General features: G+C 40.7%; 17 protein-coding genes and 2 riboswitches. Of the genes, 13 read left to right on the top strand and 4 right to left on the bottom strand.

Going from position 1 to position 14,649, the window contains the following annotated elements:
* Nucleotides 1–31: 31 nt before the first annotated feature.
* A complete protein-coding gene (locus ACIQXQ_RS07845) occupies nt 32–733 on the bottom strand; it encodes a helix-turn-helix transcriptional regulator (protein ID WP_402956539.1) in 702 nt (233 codons plus the stop codon).
* A 214-nt stretch (nt 734–947) separates the two neighbouring features.
* On the opposite strand from ACIQXQ_RS07845, the gene ACIQXQ_RS07850 reads away from it, so the two are divergent.
* The 9 genes from ACIQXQ_RS07850 to ACIQXQ_RS07890 all read left to right on the top strand — a co-directional run bounded on the left by ACIQXQ_RS07850 (nt 948) and on the right by ACIQXQ_RS07890 (nt 5,757).
* Complete coding sequence (locus ACIQXQ_RS07850; RefSeq protein ID WP_402869485.1) at nt 948–1,328, top strand: Spx/MgsR family RNA polymerase-binding regulatory protein; 381 nt, start codon at nt 948–950, stop codon at nt 1,326–1,328.
* Between the two features lie 101 nt (nt 1,329–1,429).
* A complete protein-coding gene (gene comGA, locus ACIQXQ_RS07855) occupies nt 1,430–2,506 on the top strand; it encodes a competence type IV pilus ATPase ComGA (RefSeq protein ID WP_402956541.1) in 1,077 nt (358 codons plus the stop codon).
* Nucleotides 2,466–3,524, top strand: a complete 1,059-nt coding sequence (comGB, locus tag ACIQXQ_RS07860) for a competence type IV pilus assembly protein ComGB (protein ID WP_402956543.1) — start codon at nt 2,466–2,468, stop codon at nt 3,522–3,524. The genes comGA and comGB overlap by 41 nt, the downstream gene beginning before the upstream one ends.
* A gap of 80 nt (nt 3,525–3,604) precedes the next feature.
* Nucleotides 3,605–3,913, top strand: coding sequence for a competence type IV pilus major pilin ComGC (gene comGC, locus ACIQXQ_RS07865; RefSeq protein WP_402869479.1), 309 nt, complete (start codon nt 3,605–3,607; stop codon nt 3,911–3,913).
* Nucleotides 3,914–3,953: 40 nt separating this feature from the next.
* Complete coding sequence (gene comGD, locus ACIQXQ_RS07870; protein ID WP_402956545.1) at nt 3,954–4,358, top strand: competence type IV pilus minor pilin ComGD; 405 nt, start codon at nt 3,954–3,956, stop codon at nt 4,356–4,358.
* A complete protein-coding gene (locus ACIQXQ_RS07875) occupies nt 4,345–4,683 on the top strand; it encodes a hypothetical protein (RefSeq protein ID WP_402869475.1) in 339 nt (112 codons plus the stop codon). Before comGD ends, ACIQXQ_RS07875 begins: the two co-directional genes overlap by 14 nt.
* Nucleotides 4,631–5,110, top strand: coding sequence for a competence type IV pilus minor pilin ComGF (gene comGF, locus ACIQXQ_RS07880; RefSeq protein ID WP_402869473.1), 480 nt, complete (start codon nt 4,631–4,633; stop codon nt 5,108–5,110). Before ACIQXQ_RS07875 ends, comGF begins: the two co-directional genes overlap by 53 nt.
* 22 nt (nt 5,111–5,132) lie before the next feature.
* Complete coding sequence (comGG, locus tag ACIQXQ_RS07885; protein ID WP_402869471.1) at nt 5,133–5,489, top strand: competence type IV pilus minor pilin ComGG; 357 nt, start codon at nt 5,133–5,135, stop codon at nt 5,487–5,489.
* Between the two features lie 70 nt (nt 5,490–5,559).
* A complete protein-coding gene (locus ACIQXQ_RS07890) occupies nt 5,560–5,757 on the top strand; it encodes a YqzE family protein (protein WP_402869469.1) in 198 nt (65 codons plus the stop codon).
* A 44-nt stretch (nt 5,758–5,801) separates the two neighbouring features.
* Here the strand turns inward: ACIQXQ_RS07890 and ACIQXQ_RS07895 are convergent, their stop codons facing one another.
* Nucleotides 5,802–6,599 (bottom strand): YqhG family protein, encoded by a 798-nt coding sequence (locus tag ACIQXQ_RS07895; protein WP_402956547.1) that lies wholly within the window; start codon nt 6,597–6,599, stop codon nt 5,802–5,804.
* Nucleotides 6,577–8,265: a DEAD/DEAH box helicase gene (locus tag ACIQXQ_RS07900; protein WP_402956549.1), complete on the bottom strand. Its 1,689-nt coding sequence runs from the start codon at nt 8,263–8,265 to the stop codon at nt 6,577–6,579. Before ACIQXQ_RS07900 ends, ACIQXQ_RS07895 begins: the two co-directional genes overlap by 23 nt.
* A gap of 320 nt (nt 8,266–8,585) precedes the next feature.
* Nucleotides 8,586–8,680: riboswitch (glycine riboswitch) on the top strand.
* Nucleotides 8,681–8,683: 3 nt separating this feature from the next.
* Nucleotides 8,684–8,768: riboswitch (glycine riboswitch) on the top strand.
* A 98-nt stretch (nt 8,769–8,866) separates the two neighbouring features.
* Here ACIQXQ_RS07900 and gcvT point away from each other — a divergent pair.
* Genes gcvT through gcvPB form a run of 3 tightly spaced genes read left to right on the top strand, consistent with a single transcriptional unit; the run spans nt 8,867 to nt 12,789 of the window.
* Nucleotides 8,867–9,973, top strand: coding sequence for a glycine cleavage system aminomethyltransferase GcvT (gcvT, locus tag ACIQXQ_RS07905; RefSeq protein ID WP_402956551.1), 1,107 nt, complete (start codon nt 8,867–8,869; stop codon nt 9,971–9,973).
* Between the two features lie 18 nt (nt 9,974–9,991).
* Nucleotides 9,992–11,335, top strand: coding sequence for an aminomethyl-transferring glycine dehydrogenase subunit GcvPA (gene gcvPA / locus ACIQXQ_RS07910; protein WP_402956553.1), 1,344 nt, complete (start codon nt 9,992–9,994; stop codon nt 11,333–11,335).
* Nucleotides 11,332–12,789: an aminomethyl-transferring glycine dehydrogenase subunit GcvPB gene (gene gcvPB / locus ACIQXQ_RS07915; protein ID WP_402956555.1), complete on the top strand. Its 1,458-nt coding sequence runs from the start codon at nt 11,332–11,334 to the stop codon at nt 12,787–12,789. The genes gcvPA and gcvPB overlap by 4 nt, the downstream gene beginning before the upstream one ends.
* A gap of 160 nt (nt 12,790–12,949) precedes the next feature.
* Here gcvPB and ACIQXQ_RS07920 read toward each other — a convergent pair whose 3' ends face one another.
* Entirely contained in the window at nt 12,950–13,333 is a 384-nt protein-coding gene (locus ACIQXQ_RS07920) for a rhodanese-like domain-containing protein (RefSeq protein ID WP_402869458.1), read from the bottom strand.
* A gap of 197 nt (nt 13,334–13,530) precedes the next feature.
* On the opposite strand from ACIQXQ_RS07920, the gene ACIQXQ_RS07925 reads away from it, so the two are divergent.
* Nucleotides 13,531–14,367 carry a lipoate--protein ligase family protein gene (locus ACIQXQ_RS07925; RefSeq protein WP_402956557.1) on the top strand — a complete coding sequence of 279 codons (837 nt, stop codon included), beginning with the start codon at nt 13,531–13,533 and terminating at the stop codon, nt 14,365–14,367.
* Nucleotides 14,368–14,649: the final 282 nt, after the last annotated feature.

A 14,649-nucleotide genomic window follows, 5' to 3' on the forward strand; every position in this document is an offset into this window, starting at 1 on the left:
TGTAAGGTAATGTAAAGGATGCCTTTTGTTTCTAGGCGAGGATGGATGCCTTATAAGAACATGTTACGCAATTTTCCATCATATTATCCAATTCCACGATGTGGACATTGGTAAACAACGACTCAAACATTCCTTTTAAGAAGGAGTTATGCATGGTGCAGATAGTGCTAGGGTCAATTTTGGCAACTTCTTTAAAGGGACAGTTATAAATTCTGAAGTGAATTTTATTTTCCGCCTCATCTGCCTGTATTTCAGGAGAGAACCCTGCAATTGATGCTGCATTTTTAAGCATGTTGACTTTTTCATCAAAGGTCAAGTCATCGATGGAGGTTGATTTAAGTTTGATTTGTTGGTGGATCAACTCTTCTCCAAATGTTTTTCCAGTTTCATAGAGCGCCTGTATGCCTGCTTCGCCGAGTGTCATCATAGTCTGGATGGCAATTTTTGAAAGTAACTGATAATCCCTGAAAGGAAAATGAAGTTGAATGACTTTATCCGATAAGTGGTAAATCCTGCTCGGACGGCCACCTTTTCCAGTTTTCCGTGCCTCTGAAGTAAGCATATCAACATCTTCAAGTTTTGATAAATGAAGACGGGCAACATTTGGATGGATTTCAAAGGAGTCTGCAATTTGCTGGACGGAGACTCCTTGATGATTATTCACGATATATTGATAGATATAATATCGGGTTGGATCGGCTAATACGTTGGTAATTCTTAACGTTTGTTCCATTGTGCCCTCCTAAAATTCCAAGTTTAACTAATTATATTATAATACAGGCAAAAAAAATTGGAATGAAAGAAAGAACAAATTTCCCTTATTTAAGAAAAAGTTCACATTTCAATTGGATTTATAGTGCAAATGTATATACAAACATTATACAAATGTTGTACAATTCCATTATGGAAATCAAAAACAATAATTTGTGAACGGAGAGTGATGAAGGATGAATCGATTAACTTTCTATTCTTATCCAAGTTGTACTTCTTGCCGTAAAACAAAGAAGTGGTTGAAAGCCAACCATGTTAGCTTTGATGAGCGTCATTTATTCAAAGATACACCGAATGAAGAAGAATTGAAGAGAATACTTGAATTAACAACCGAAGGAATGGATGAGGTATTGGCAACAAGAAGCGAAGCGTACAAAAAATTAAACGTGAACATTGATGAGATGATGCTTTCCGATGTACTCCATCTATTGACGAATGAGCCTAAATTATTGAGACGTCCGATTCTCATAGACGGTGAAAAGTTAGTGATTGGTCATAATGAAGATGCTTTACGAAATTTGGTTTCCCATAACTCAGAATTGAAAATGAGCATATAAGTCTATTCTCGAATTTTTTTTCGAGAATTTTTTTTATTTAGAAGGAATTTGTCTTATAACGTCGAAATTCTACTACAAGAAAATCTGGAGGTGATGAATGATTGATATCAACTGAAAAAACAGCAGAAAAAATCCTTACCAGTGCCATTAGACTCTCGGCATCGGACATCCACGTTTTACCACGCAAGGAAGGCCCACTTATTCAATTTAGAATCGACAACAGGCTCGTACCACAAGAAACCCTATCCTTTTTTGAAACCGAGAGGCTCATTTCCCATCTTAAATTTCTTGCCGCAATGGATATTGGCGAGAAAAGAAGGCCCCAAAGCGGAGCCATTACCGTCAATCTCGCCAATAAAGTGGTTGGACTTCGCCTTTCCACCCTACCCACAGCTCACTCCGAGAGTTTGGTTATCCGTTTAATTCCTCAACAGAATATCCTACCTCTAGAACAGTTATCCTTATTTCCCAATACCGCTCAAAAACTGATAGCGCTTTTGAAACATTCCCATGGGATGATCATTTTCACGGGTCCTACTGGAAGTGGGAAAACGACAACATTATACTCCTTGCTTCATCATGCACAAGAAATGATTAACCGAAATGTCATCACGCTTGAGGATCCTATAGAAAATGAATCTGATAAAGTGTTACAGGTCCAAATTAATGAAAAGGCCGGCATTACGTATTCAGTCGGTTTAAAAGCGGTACTTAGACATGATCCCGATATTATCATGGTCGGGGAAATTAGGGATTCCGAAACGGCAAAGATTGCAGTACGGGCCGCATTGACCGGGCATCTAATCCTTACTACTATGCATACAAGGGATGCTCAAGGAGCCATTTCTAGGCTTCTAGAGTTCGGTGTAAGCTGGCTGGAGATTGAACAGAGTTTGATTGGTGTGACGGCGCAAAGACTGGTGGAATTGAAATGCCCGCATTGTGAGGGCGAGTGTGCACCCGATTGTTCCATGACCTACCGAAATAAAAGGGCCAGCGTATATGAGTTGCTGACTGGAAAAAGTCTAGCGGAAGTCTTGAAGGTGACGAAAGAGGAAAAAGGAAAGGGGAAAGCCACCTATCGTCAGCTGAAAGACGAAATTGGGAAAGCGGTAGCGATGGGCTATGTGAATCTCGATGAATTTGAACGGTTGGTTTACGAAGAAACCAAAAAGTAAATGGACGTTGAAAGAACAGGCTGTCTTTATAACGAAGCTGGGCGAATTATTAGCTCATGGTTATCCTTTAGCCGAGGCGATCCACTTCCTGGAATTTCAGGAATCCAAGAAAAAGGCTGGGGATTTCAATCAGGCCATTCAGGATTTAAGGAGTGGGCACCCTTTGCATCAAGTGTTGACGAATCTTACGTTTCATCCAGAGCTTGTAAGTTTTATATTTTATGGCGAACAATATGGCGACCTTGATCGAGCATTGAAGGAAGGTGGGGACTACTGGAAGAAACGGACGGAAGATACAGAAAAAGTGAAAAAACTCATGATCTATCCGATTTTCCTGTTCTTTTTTGTGAGCATTGTATTTTATGTACTGCAAAGTGTCCTTCTCCCCAAGTTTCAGACGATTTTTCAGACGATGAATGTTAAACAGAATATGATCCTGAATGTGTTGGCTGCATCCTCAGTCATCCTCCCGCTGATCCCCTTCATCCTACTTGGAATGCTCCTTATCTTCTATTTATTCAAACAATTCTGGTTCGACAAACTATGTCCATTAAGACAACGGCGATTATTGATGAAGATTCCGTTGGCAGGACCCTTCATCAAGTTGTATGAAACGTATTTTTTTGCAAGTCAGTTCAGCGGTCTCCTCGCTGGTGGACTTTCTATTAATGAGAGCATTAAATTATTCTCCGTAAACCAGCAGCAACCATTTTATCAAAAGCTTTGCTCCATCATTAAAGATGATTTAATGGAGGGCAGGTCGCTAGAAACCATCTTTCAAGAGCAACCGTACTTTGATAAGAACTTGTCGATTATCGCAGCGAATGGACAAAAGTATGGCAGGCTTGATTCTGAGTTACTCCATTACAGCCGTTTTTTATTGGAAAAGATTGAAGAGAGGATGAACACCATCATGAAAGTCATACAACCTCTTCTTTTTTCTATAATCGGGCTATTGATTATTTCTATTTATATGGCTGTCTTATTGCCGATGTTTTCTCTACTAGATGGAATATAAGGTACAAGAAAAAATGGGAGGTGAATCTGCTCAGAAAATATTGAGTGCATTCTTGTTATTTTCGTAATTAGCAGATTAATATGAAGAAATATTTAAACGAAAAAGGCTTTACGTTAATTGAAATGCTTATTGTATTGCTCGTCATCTCGATTCTGCTGATTATCACCATACCGAACATCACGAAGCATCAATCGACCATCCATTCTAAGGGGTGTGAGGCTTTTGTCAAAATGGTTCAGGCCCAAGTCCAAGCTTATGAGATAGACAATTCCAAGTTGCCTTCCGGTATTAATGATTTGGAAACTCAAGGATACCTTAAACAGAAATCCTGTCCGAATGGGGACAGCATCAGCATTGACAATAAAGGAAAGGTTACAGTCGTTGAGTAGAAAATTCGGGGAGGATAGCCCTTCCTCCGGAGGATTCACCATGTCCGAGACCCTGATTGTCCTTGTGGTATTTATTCTATTAAGCACTCTAGGCCTTAACCTATATCCAAGTTTTTCAAAGGGAATGCACAATAAGATGTTCCTTAATCAATTGAATGAAGATATTTTTTATGCACAACAGTATGCAATAAGTCACGAAAGCTTAATTTATTTCTATGTGGATAACGATATTTACACGATTTACTCTTATAAGGAAGAAGTGATACTAGAGAGAAAGATACCGCCGGACGTACAGTTCATGAATGGGACATTAGGGGCTTCTTTTTATTTCAATCAATATGGAAATGCTTCAAAAGCCGGTACGATGACCATTGATACTTCAAAGGGGAAATACAAGCTGGTGGTCAATATCGGTAAAGGGAGGTTCAGGATTGAGAAACAGTAAAGGATACGTCTACTTAGAAATGATAGCCTCTTTTTCCATTTGTGTATTCCTAGTGATTTCCATGCTTCCTATTCTTGAAGATTCGATGTCCAATCGTAAGAACGTAGTTTTGAGGGCGGATGCCCATCATTTGCTGTATGAAAGATTGTTGGCATATATGGATGGGGAAATACAGGCTATCCACGAAGAAATTACGTACCAGGAAAAATCGTATGAATTGACCTGGAATGTCCAAAAGGAGTTTCCGGATATGGTTGAAGGATGTGTCCGATATGAAAATGCAAAGGGGAAGTATGAATCGATTTGTGATGTTGCGAAAAAGTGAAGGGTTTACCATGATTGAAATGCTCTTTTCCTTAATGATCCTGCTGACCCTTTCCCTTTTTATCCTCCAGTTTTTCTCAATCATTCAATCCCAGATAGGAACAAAAAATAGAATACATCCTAAAGAGTGGGAGATCTTTACGTTGCAAATGCAACAGGAAGTCAGAAGCTCCAAAAGCCAGGATGTTGTGGGGAATAAATTATATTTACTTTCAGGAGAGGATTTGTCTTTAATCGAGCAATATAATGACAAGCTTAGAAGACGGGTTAACGGGGAGGGCCATGAGGTCATACTCCAGAACATTTCGAATGTGAAGGTTGAAAAGGATGGCAACGTCATCGTGCTTAATATAACGGATAAAGCAGGTCAGACCTTTATACGAAGGTTCCATCCCTTCATTAAAAGTGAGTTGGTGGCTGATGAATAATCAAAAAGGAGTCATATTCCCAATGGTTATGATTATAGCTAGTATTTTTATCATGTTCACGATACTGATGATTGATCAATTCGTTATTGATAAAAAATTTTATAAAGAAGTAGAAGAGACCTTACTTTCCGATCACTTAGTGCATCTGGCCGTTAATGAAGTGACAGCCGAATGGGAGGATGAGGTACCCAAAAGCATTCAGGGGGAAATCGCCTATCCTAATGGTGATGTTCACTATAGGTTAACGAAGCAGGATGTGCGATATGCCTATATCGAATTTTCTTCTATCACCAAAAATAAGCGAACAGGCCGAATCATCATTCTATATGATAAAAAACTAGGTAGAGTGATAGAATGGATAGAAAAACTGAAGGACTAACGTGTCGATTTGTGGTGAATACGAATATGGAATACGAATATGGGGCATACTTGGTCATGGGTGATAATGTATGTCTACGAACGCTTATATCAAATATATTACACAACAAATCGTACAGTATTTCAATTTAACCAAGAGAGAAAGAAAAGAAAAGCGCCGTCATCGGAAAGAGGATAAGGAGCCTAGAGTTTCTCACTGGTTTGGAATTGTCCCTTTCGCAGTGTCCATGTTCATTAAAAAAGTCAAAAAAAGAAAGCAGATGTCTTGAATTCATAGACATCTGCTTTTCTTAATGATTGGCTAAAGAGACCATTATGCTAATGATTGGTCGGATAAATAGAATAGCCCGCCATTGATGATGGTAATTTGGATATTTGGCTCATATTGGGCTTGCAATGCCTGTTTCTCAGTGAAGTAGCTTTCGCTTTTCTCTTCCATATCCTTATAAAAATGTTCCAATAGATTCAAGTCTGTCTGCCACCGTTCCATCGCTTCTTCCGCCCAGGTATGATCATCATTCTCGAAGCTTTTACGAATATACGTATCGAGTCTGGATAGCCCGCTTTTAGGCATGATCAAGGGGGAAAGTGTAAAAGAATAATCCGGTATTTTGGGAGTGACCTTGACCGACAGGAGACGCTCATTGAATCCTTCTATGAATTCACCGGAAATTAAATTAAGTCCTATGGACATGAAGATATCTTTTTTTCTGTCACACTGATAAGAGATTTTTACATTTTGGGTGAGCCAAGGAAAAAGTGGACTTTGGCCCGTCTTTAAGGGAGGCCTATCCTCAAAAAGCCTGATGAAACCTGCCAGCCTCTTGGTCGACTGGATAATTTGGTGGAGCCGTGGCGAACCAAAATGAATGATTTCCCCTTTCAAATCAGGCGGTGCCAGTTCGGGATGGGTGATGAACGTAAGCATGCCAGGATTCGGTATCCCACCGGTTTTTTCGAGATAGTGCCAATAAAAAGGTCTGTTCATGAGTTCCTTATCCATTTCGATCGTTAACTGAACAGTGAGATATGAAGAGGTATTTTCCAACACTTCACATGCGTTGGATTGAAAGTAGGTTATTAAAAAATCATGAATTTCCTGTTGCTGCATGGATTTCACCATCCTTCATAGCTTGTGCGAACTGAATCATGGAAGACAAATTATCCATTTTAATTTTCATTTCTCCTTCTGATTTGGACTCTCCGACAACATCAATTAAATATTCCTCGATATTGTTAATATCCAACTTCGTTAAAATATCATCCAATTCTCCAATTACCTTTTCAAATAAGTGGATTTTTTCATAAAGCAATTTCAAAATATGCTCTTCGACTGTATTTTTAGTGGCAAAGTTATAAATCATGACGTCTTCTTCTTGACCAAGTCGATGAATCCGTCCAATCCTTTGTTCCAACCTCATTGGATTCCAAGGCAAATCAAAATTGATCAAGTGATGGCAAAATTGTAGGTTGATTCCTTCTCCTCCGGCTTCGGTGGCAATCAATACCTGGATTTTCTTCTGGAATAGTTCCTTCATCCAATCTTTTTTACCACGCTTAAACCCTCCGCGGAATGGAACGGATGAAATGCCATGCTGTTGCAGGTACCATTGTAGATAAAGCTGTGTAGCGCGATATTCGGTGAAAATAATGACCTTGTCATCAATTTTCTTAATAAGTTCCAAAGCCTTCTCTGCCTTTGAATTTTGTTCGGTGAGGTTTACTTTCTCAAACAGATCATCTAATCTTGCTTCAAAGTCAGCCGATGGTTCTTTGTATTTTTCCTTCATATTCTTCAATGTATAGTAGACTGCTTCTCGGCTGCTGCATGCTTCCCTTTGAAGGGTGAGTGAAGAAAAAGCACTTCCTTTTGTTCCGTCTGATATTGGTTTAAACTTCGTTACGGCATCATACAAGGCTTGTTCAGTTGGTGAAAATTCAATGATGATCGTCTCTACACGCCGTTTCGTCCATTCAATACCAGTATCGGCACGTCGGTTTCTTATCATGACCGTATTGACAAGCTCCTTTAAGTGCTCATCTTCTAGAATGTTCCGGCCTTTCCCTTTGTATTTTTCGGAAAAGAGTGCGGCATTTCCTAGGTGTCCAGGCTTTAATAATGAAACGAGATTAAAGATTTCCTCGATTTTATTCTGAATGGGTGTAGCGGTCAGCAACAAACAGAATTTCTTTTTAAGATTTTGGACAAATTCATAATTTTTCGTTTTATTATTTTTAAGTTTATGAGCTTCATCAATAATGATAAAGTCATATTCTTGATTGAAAATGATATCCCGATGGGGGGCTCGCTTAGCCGTATCGATGGAGGATATGACGATGTCGCATGATTCCCATACATAACTCTTCCTTTGAACGACTGCAGGAATATGAAACTTCGTATTCAGTTCGAAAGCCCATTGGGTGACAAGTGATGCGGGTACAAGGATCAAAACCTTTTTAACCAGTCCCCGAATCATATATTCTTTTAAAATCAATCCCGCTTCGATAGTCTTACCAAGACCGACCTCATCAGCCAATATGGCTTTGCCATTCATCTGTTCAACCACCTGACGTGCAGCCTCTAATTGATGGGGAAGGGGAGTCAGTTGTTGAAGGTGCTTAGGCGCTTGTAAGCCTTCGAAATCAGGAATAATTAGGTTCTCTTCCATTTGGATGGCCAGTTTATAAAGATCCCAATTTCCCCATGGACCGTCGTTTTCCATCTTTTGCAGAAATTCATCATTCCAATCAGAACTGAAGGATATATTGATTTTCATTGATTCTTGCTCCTTCTTAAAACATAATTTTCTTAGTTTCTTTAGACCATGAACTTTTTTATAGGTTAATAAAATCTTTCTCCACGAAAGTTATTGCAGAGTAAAGTATCTTAGGGTAGGATGTAAATATATTTAGAAAATTGCAATAGTACTGAAGTTAGAAGGAAAATATTCTTCTTGGATAATAATTTTAGTTATTATAGTATTAGCATTTGGATAGTGCTTTATCCAAAGATCAACAATGAGCAGATTGGTACCCATTTCACGCAAATGGATGACCATCAGGTGGGGAATTTTCAGTCTTTTCCATCAATATGCGGGTGAGGATAAGGGGAGAGACTACCATCTACATATGTAGCGCCGAAGGAGCAAACTTAGCAGTGAATCTCTCAGGCAAATGAACTCTTATCGGACGCGACTCTGGAGAGCGCCAATTATTTAATGACGGCCACCAAAGGGGAAAACCTATAATAATAGGTAAACTTTCAGGTTTCAGGACAGAGAAAAAGCCATTTTGGCTTTCTCTGTCCTTTTTTGTGTCTTTTTTTTAAGGAATATCAGGTGAAAGAGAACAAGCAAAAAAATTGAAGGAGGTCATTTTTTGAGCGATTTAAAAAGAACGCCATTATTCGAGGTTTACAGTGAGCACGGTGGAAAAACGATCGATTTTGGTGGGTGGGAACTGCCCGTGCAGTTTACCGGCATAAAAGATGAACACGAAGCTGTGCGTACAAGAGGTGGCTTATTTGATGTGTCGCATATGGGAGAGATTGAGGTAAAAGGTTTCGGGAGCCTTTCTTTTTTACAAAAGATGCTGACGAATGACGTAGCCAAGCTGAAACAGGGCGGAGCGCTATACACAGCCATGTGTTATGAAAATGGGGGGACCGTGGACGATCTTATCGTTTACCAAAAAGCGGAAGAGGATTATCTGCTTGTGGTCAATGCAGCCAACATCGAGAAAGACTTCAATTGGCTTCAGGCGAATGGTATGGAAGGTGTCAGCATCAATAATGTTTCAAACGATTATGCGCAACTTGCTCTGCAGGGTCCTCGAGCGGAGAAAGTATTGCAGAAGATTACCGAGCAAACCGATTTAAGCACAATTGGCTTTTTTAAATTTAAAGAAGATGTCCACATTCATAATATATCCACGATGGTTTCACGTACAGGGTATACGGGGGAAGATGGTTTCGAGATATATTGCCGAAGTGAGGATGGTCCAGCCCTCTGGAGAAAAATTTTGGAAGCTGGTAAAGATGATGGGATACAACCGATTGGGCTGGGAGCCCGTGATACCCTTCGATTCGAAGCGAAACTACCGCTTTATGGTCAAGAGCTTTCGCCGGACATCACCCCAATCGAAGCGGGGATTGGTTTTGCGGTTAAACCGGATAAGGCGTCAGACTTTTTTGGAAAAGCCGTGCTTGCCGAACAAAAGGAAAAAGGGGCACCACGTAAGCTTGTTGGAATCGAAATGATTGACAGAGGTATACCTCGGCATGGCTATAAAGTATATAACGGGGAGAAACTCATTGGCGAAGTGACGACAGGGACTCAGTCACCAACATTGAATAAAAATGTAGGATTGGTCCTTATCGATAAAAATCACTCAAGTCTATCCACGGAAGTAGAAGTGGAAATCCGTTCTAAGAGACTGAAAGCCATTGTTATCCAAGCACCTTTTTATAAAAATACACGAAAATAGAAGGGAATGGTCCATAAGATGAAACATCGTTACTTACCGATGACAGAGCAGGATAAAAAAGAAATGTTGGAAGTTATAGGGGTCACATCCGTCGATGATCTCTTCAGCGATATACCAGAAAATGTCCGATTTCAAGGTGAATATGACATAAAACCAGCAAAATCAGAGCCAGCCTTAATGAAGGAACTATCGAAACTGGCTTCCAAAAATGCGGATTTGAAAAACTATGCATCTTTCCTTGGGGCTGGTGTGTATGATCATTATTCACCTGTCATCGTCGATCACGTCCTATCCCGTTCGGAGTTTTATACAGCCTACACTCCCTATCAACCGGAAATTTCTCAAGGAGAGCTTCAGGCCATCTTTGAATATCAAACGATGATATGTGAATTGACGGGTATGGAGGTGGCGAATTCCTCGATGTATGACGGTGGAACAGCCTTAGCCGAAGCGGCCATGCTTGCCGCCGGACAAACACGCCGGAAAAAGATTCTATTATCATCTACTGTCCATCCTGAATCAAGGGAAGTGGTGAAAACCTACGCAAAGGGTCAACGGGTGGAGGTCATCGAGATTCCTCATAAAGACGGAGTCACAGATATTGCTGCTTTAAAAGACCTGGCTTCGGATGATATTGCAGGTGTTATCGTACAGTACCCCAACTTCTTTGGACGCATCGAACCGTTGAAGGAAATGGAAGCAATCATACATAACGAGAAATCGATGTTTATCGTATCGAGTAATCCGCTTGCACTTGGTGCATTGACTCCGCCGGGAAAACTCGGTGCCGATATCGTGACAGGTGATGCTCAGCCATTCGGCATTCCTGCCGCATTCGGCGGACCTCATTGCGGATATTTCGCGGTCACGAAAAAACTGCTACGGAAAGTCCCGGGCCGTTTAGTCGGGCAGACAGTGGATGAGGATGGAAAACGGGGCTTCGTATTGACGCTCCAAGCACGTGAGCAACATATACGCCGTGACAAAGCTACATCCAATATTTGTTCCAATCAGGCATTGAACGCATTGGCAGCCTCTGTAGCCATGACTGCTCTAGGGAAAAAAGGCGTCAGAGAAATGGCCGTCCAGAATATTCAAAAAGCCCATTACGCAAAAAAGACGCTCCAAGCACAAGGAATTGAAGTGGTCTTTGAAGGACCTTCGTTTAATGAATTTGTCATTAAGTTGCCTCTTCCCTACAAAGATATCAATAAGAGGCTCTTTGAAAAAGAAATGATTGGTGGTTTTGACCTGGGCTCCGTTTATCCCGAGTTGAAAAATCATATGCTAGTGGCTGTAACGGAACTAAGAACAAAAGAAGAAATCGATGCATTTGCGCAGGAACTGGGGGATCAACTATGAATAATCAAGATCAATCACTCATTTTTGAAATCAGTACAGCCGGTCGAATCGGGTATAGCCTTCCTGAAATGGATGTAGCGGATATTCCACTAGAAGAAATCCTGCCTGTGGAATATATACGTACGGAGGAAGCCGAGCTTCCGGAAGTTTCCGAGCTTGATATCATGCGTCATTATACGGCTTTATCCAAACGGAACCATGGAGTGGACTCTGGGTTTTATCCACTCGGCTCCTGTACGATGAAATATAATCCGAAAATTAATGAAAATGTCGCCAGGTACAATGGTTTTGCCCATATCCATCCATACCAGGACTCAGAAACCGTCCAAGGTGCTCTAGAGTTGTTATTTGATCTTCAGGAACATTTGACGGATATTACAGGAATGGATCAAGTGACCTTGCAGCCTGCTGCCGGGGCGCATGGTGAATGGACTGGGCTCATGATGATCAGGGCTTTCCATGAAGCGAATGGAGATGTAAACCGTACGAAAGTCATCGTCCCCGATTCGGCCCATGGAACGAACCCGGCTTCGGCAACAGTTGCCGGACTAGAGACGATTACGGTAAAATCCAATGAATTCGGGCTCGTGGACCTTGAAGACTTGAAGCGAGTGGTAGGACCAGATACAGCAGCATTAATGCTTACGAATCCAAATACATTAGGCTTATTCGAAGAGGATATCCTGGAGATGGCACAGCTTGTCCATGACGCCGGTGGAAAGCTTTATTATGACGGGGCTAACCTGAATGCTGTTCTTTCCAAAGTGCGTCCAGGAGATATGGGTTTTGACGTTGTTCATTTAAATCTCCATAAAACATTCACTGGACCCCATGGCGGAGGAGGACCTGGTTCAGGTCCGGTTGGGGTGAAGTCGGATTTAATTCCCTATTTGCCTAAACCGATCGTGACAAAAGAGGGCGATCAGTTTGTCCTTGATTATGACCGTCCACAATCCATTGGAAGGGTCAAGCCCTATTATGGGAACTTCGGCATCAATGTAAGGGCTTATACGTACATAAGGTCAATGGGACCGGATGGACTTAAGGCCGTTACGGAGAATGCCGTCATCAATGCAAATTATATGATGCGACGTTTGGAACCATTTTTCGATTTGCCATATAATCGCCATTGTAAGCATGAATTTGTATTGAGTGGTCGGAGGCAAAAGCAGTTGGGAGTCCGTACATTAGATATTGCGAAAAGACTACTTGATTTTGGGTATCATCCACCAACCATATATTTTCCGTTAAATGTAGAAGAAGGAATGATGATCGAACCGACGGAAACGGAGTCAAAAGAAACACTGGACGCTTTCATAGATGCAATGATACAAATAGCCAAGGAAGCCGAAGAAACCCCTGAAATCGTTCAGGAGGCTCCCCATACCACGGTTATTAAACGCCTGGATGAAACATTGGCCGCTAGAAAACCAATTCTTCGTTATCAAGCATGATGCTGAAAAAACCCCTGCCAGATGGCGGGGGGTTTTTTATTTGGTAAAATTCATATGTATCTCGGGAAATAACATGCTTGGCCTGTTAAGCATGAGTTCCCTATTGAACAGTATGATATGTTTCAAAACCGGATAAGATGTAAGGTTTAGGCAATTGGCCTTATTTCTTCGCCTTGATCTTCCCTGTCCACATTTTGAAACCGCCTTTTAAGTGAAAAAGTTCCCTGTAGCCTTTTTTATATAGCATGGCTGCCGCTCTTCCGCTAATGATTTCACTTTGAGCATACAAGTATACAGGCTTGTCCTGCCTAATTTCCACTAAGCGGGTCTTCATTTGTGTCATAGGGATATTTCTTGCCCCTAAGATATGTCCATTATCAAAATCATTAGGTTCCCGTACGTCAATTAATTGAACTTTTCTGTAATTAGCGATAAATTCTTCCTGTGTTAAGGTTTTAACGATTTTACGTTGACGGAACCAATTAAATAGTGAATATGCAACGATGGCTACTATGATGATAATCAGTGTATATAAGATATCCAACCATAAAAACTCCCTTCTACCTAAACGAATACAGACAATGTCTATTATATAATTGGTTTCTCCAATAATCAAAAAAAAATTTATAAATATTTGGTGGAATAGCTTACTTTCTTTTTTACGTTGCTAAACTCTGGTAAACTACTACTTGTGAGTTTTTTTAGAGGGTTTAATAAGCCTACGTGAAAAGAGGGGTAATCGTGACGAAAGAAAAATGGGGATTCATTGATTCAGGCGATTGTTCACCTGCTTATAATATGGCAATGGACGAAGCACTCTTGAATTGGCAGAGTAATGGGGAAATCCCTCCCATGATCCGGTTTTACGGGTGGAACCCGGCTACATTATCCATCGGGTATTTTCAAAGGGCTGAGACCGAAATCGATTTGGCGGAAGTTGAAAGGCAAGGCTTAGGTTTTGTCCGTAGGCCTACAGGCGGTCGGGCTGTTTTGCATGAACATGAACTCACCTATAGCGTCATTGTCCCAGAGTCTTATCCGGGAATGCCGAATACAGTGACCGAAGCATATCGGGTGATTTCTGAAGGAATATTAAAGGGGTTCAGAAACCTCGGACTGGATGCCTATTTCTCTGTGCCTGAAACTGACCAGGATAAAGAGATGCTGAAATCTCCAAAGTCCTCAGTTTGCTTTGATGCGCCAAGCTGGTATGAACTGGTGGTTGAGGGAAGGAAAGTTGCGGGCAGCGCACAAACGAGACAAAAAGGTGTTATCCTTCAGCATGGAGCCATCCTGCTTGAACTTGATGAGGAGAAGCTATTTAGTGTATTCAAGTTCTCCGATGATAAAGTAAAAGAGAAGATGAAAAACAATCTGAGAAACAAAGCAGTGGCCATCAATGACATTGCTGGTAGAAAAATAACTATTTCCGAGGCGAAGGCAGCCTTTGAAAAAGGTTTTTCTGAGGGTCTGTCGATTGATTTGAAACCATATGAGCTGAGTGAAAAGCAATTACAGGAAGTGAAGGACATCGCCAAAAATAAATATGAAAGTGATGACTGGAATTTTTTGAGGTAGAAAAAGAGGGGAAGCGAGAGTCGGGAATAAATAAGTTTTTTCAGATTTGTGTGAACAAGCATGTATTCCTTGTAACGTCAGTGCTTTGAAAGAGGCGGGCAAAATGCAATGTTCAAATTCATTGAAATCTGTCTAATTTTTATTATAAATCGACATTTTCCTCCCTTTTACTAACTCAATTAATTGATTCACCGTTTGACAAAATTAAAAGACAATCAACCACAACACAATATATAGTGGCTAAAATAATTACTTAAACACTACATGTTGAATTTTGTGTTT

Source organism: Peribacillus sp. NPDC097198 (genome assembly GCF_044762055.1).
In the GTDB taxonomy this organism is placed as follows: Bacteria; Bacillota; Bacilli; order Bacillales; family DSM-1321; genus Peribacillus.

Bases quoted from the DNA above. Each gene is read 5' to 3' on its own strand.
- ACIQXQ_RS07850 (WP_402869485.1), top strand. From the start codon at position 948: ATGAATCGATTAACTTTCTATTCTTATCCAAGTTGTACTTCTTGCCGT.
- ACIQXQ_RS07845 (WP_402956539.1), bottom strand. From the start codon at position 733: ATGGAACAAACGTTAAGAATTACCAACGTATTAGCCGATCCAACCCGA.
- comGC (WP_402869479.1), top strand. From the start codon at position 3,605: ATGAAGAAATATTTAAACGAAAAAGGCTTTACGTTAATTGAAATGCTT.
- comGG (WP_402869471.1), top strand. From the start codon at position 5,133: ATGGTTATGATTATAGCTAGTATTTTTATCATGTTCACGATACTGATG.
- gcvPA (WP_402956553.1), top strand. From the start codon at position 9,992: ATGAAACATCGTTACTTACCGATGACAGAGCAGGATAAAAAAGAAATG.
- comGD (WP_402956545.1), top strand. From the start codon at position 3,954: ATGTCCGAGACCCTGATTGTCCTTGTGGTATTTATTCTATTAAGCACT.
- comGF (WP_402869473.1), top strand. From the start codon at position 4,631: ATGAAAATGCAAAGGGGAAGTATGAATCGATTTGTGATGTTGCGAAAA.
- ACIQXQ_RS07895 (WP_402956547.1), bottom strand. From the start codon at position 6,599: ATGCAGCAACAGGAAATTCATGATTTTTTAATAACCTACTTTCAATCC.
- comGB (WP_402956543.1), top strand. From the start codon at position 2,466: ATGAATTTGAACGGTTGGTTTACGAAGAAACCAAAAAGTAAATGGACG.
- ACIQXQ_RS07890 (WP_402869469.1), top strand. From the start codon at position 5,560: ATGTCTACGAACGCTTATATCAAATATATTACACAACAAATCGTACAG.
- gcvPB (WP_402956555.1), top strand. From the start codon at position 11,332: ATGAATAATCAAGATCAATCACTCATTTTTGAAATCAGTACAGCCGGT.
- ACIQXQ_RS07900 (WP_402956549.1), bottom strand. From the start codon at position 8,265: ATGAAAATCAATATATCCTTCAGTTCTGATTGGAATGATGAATTTCTG.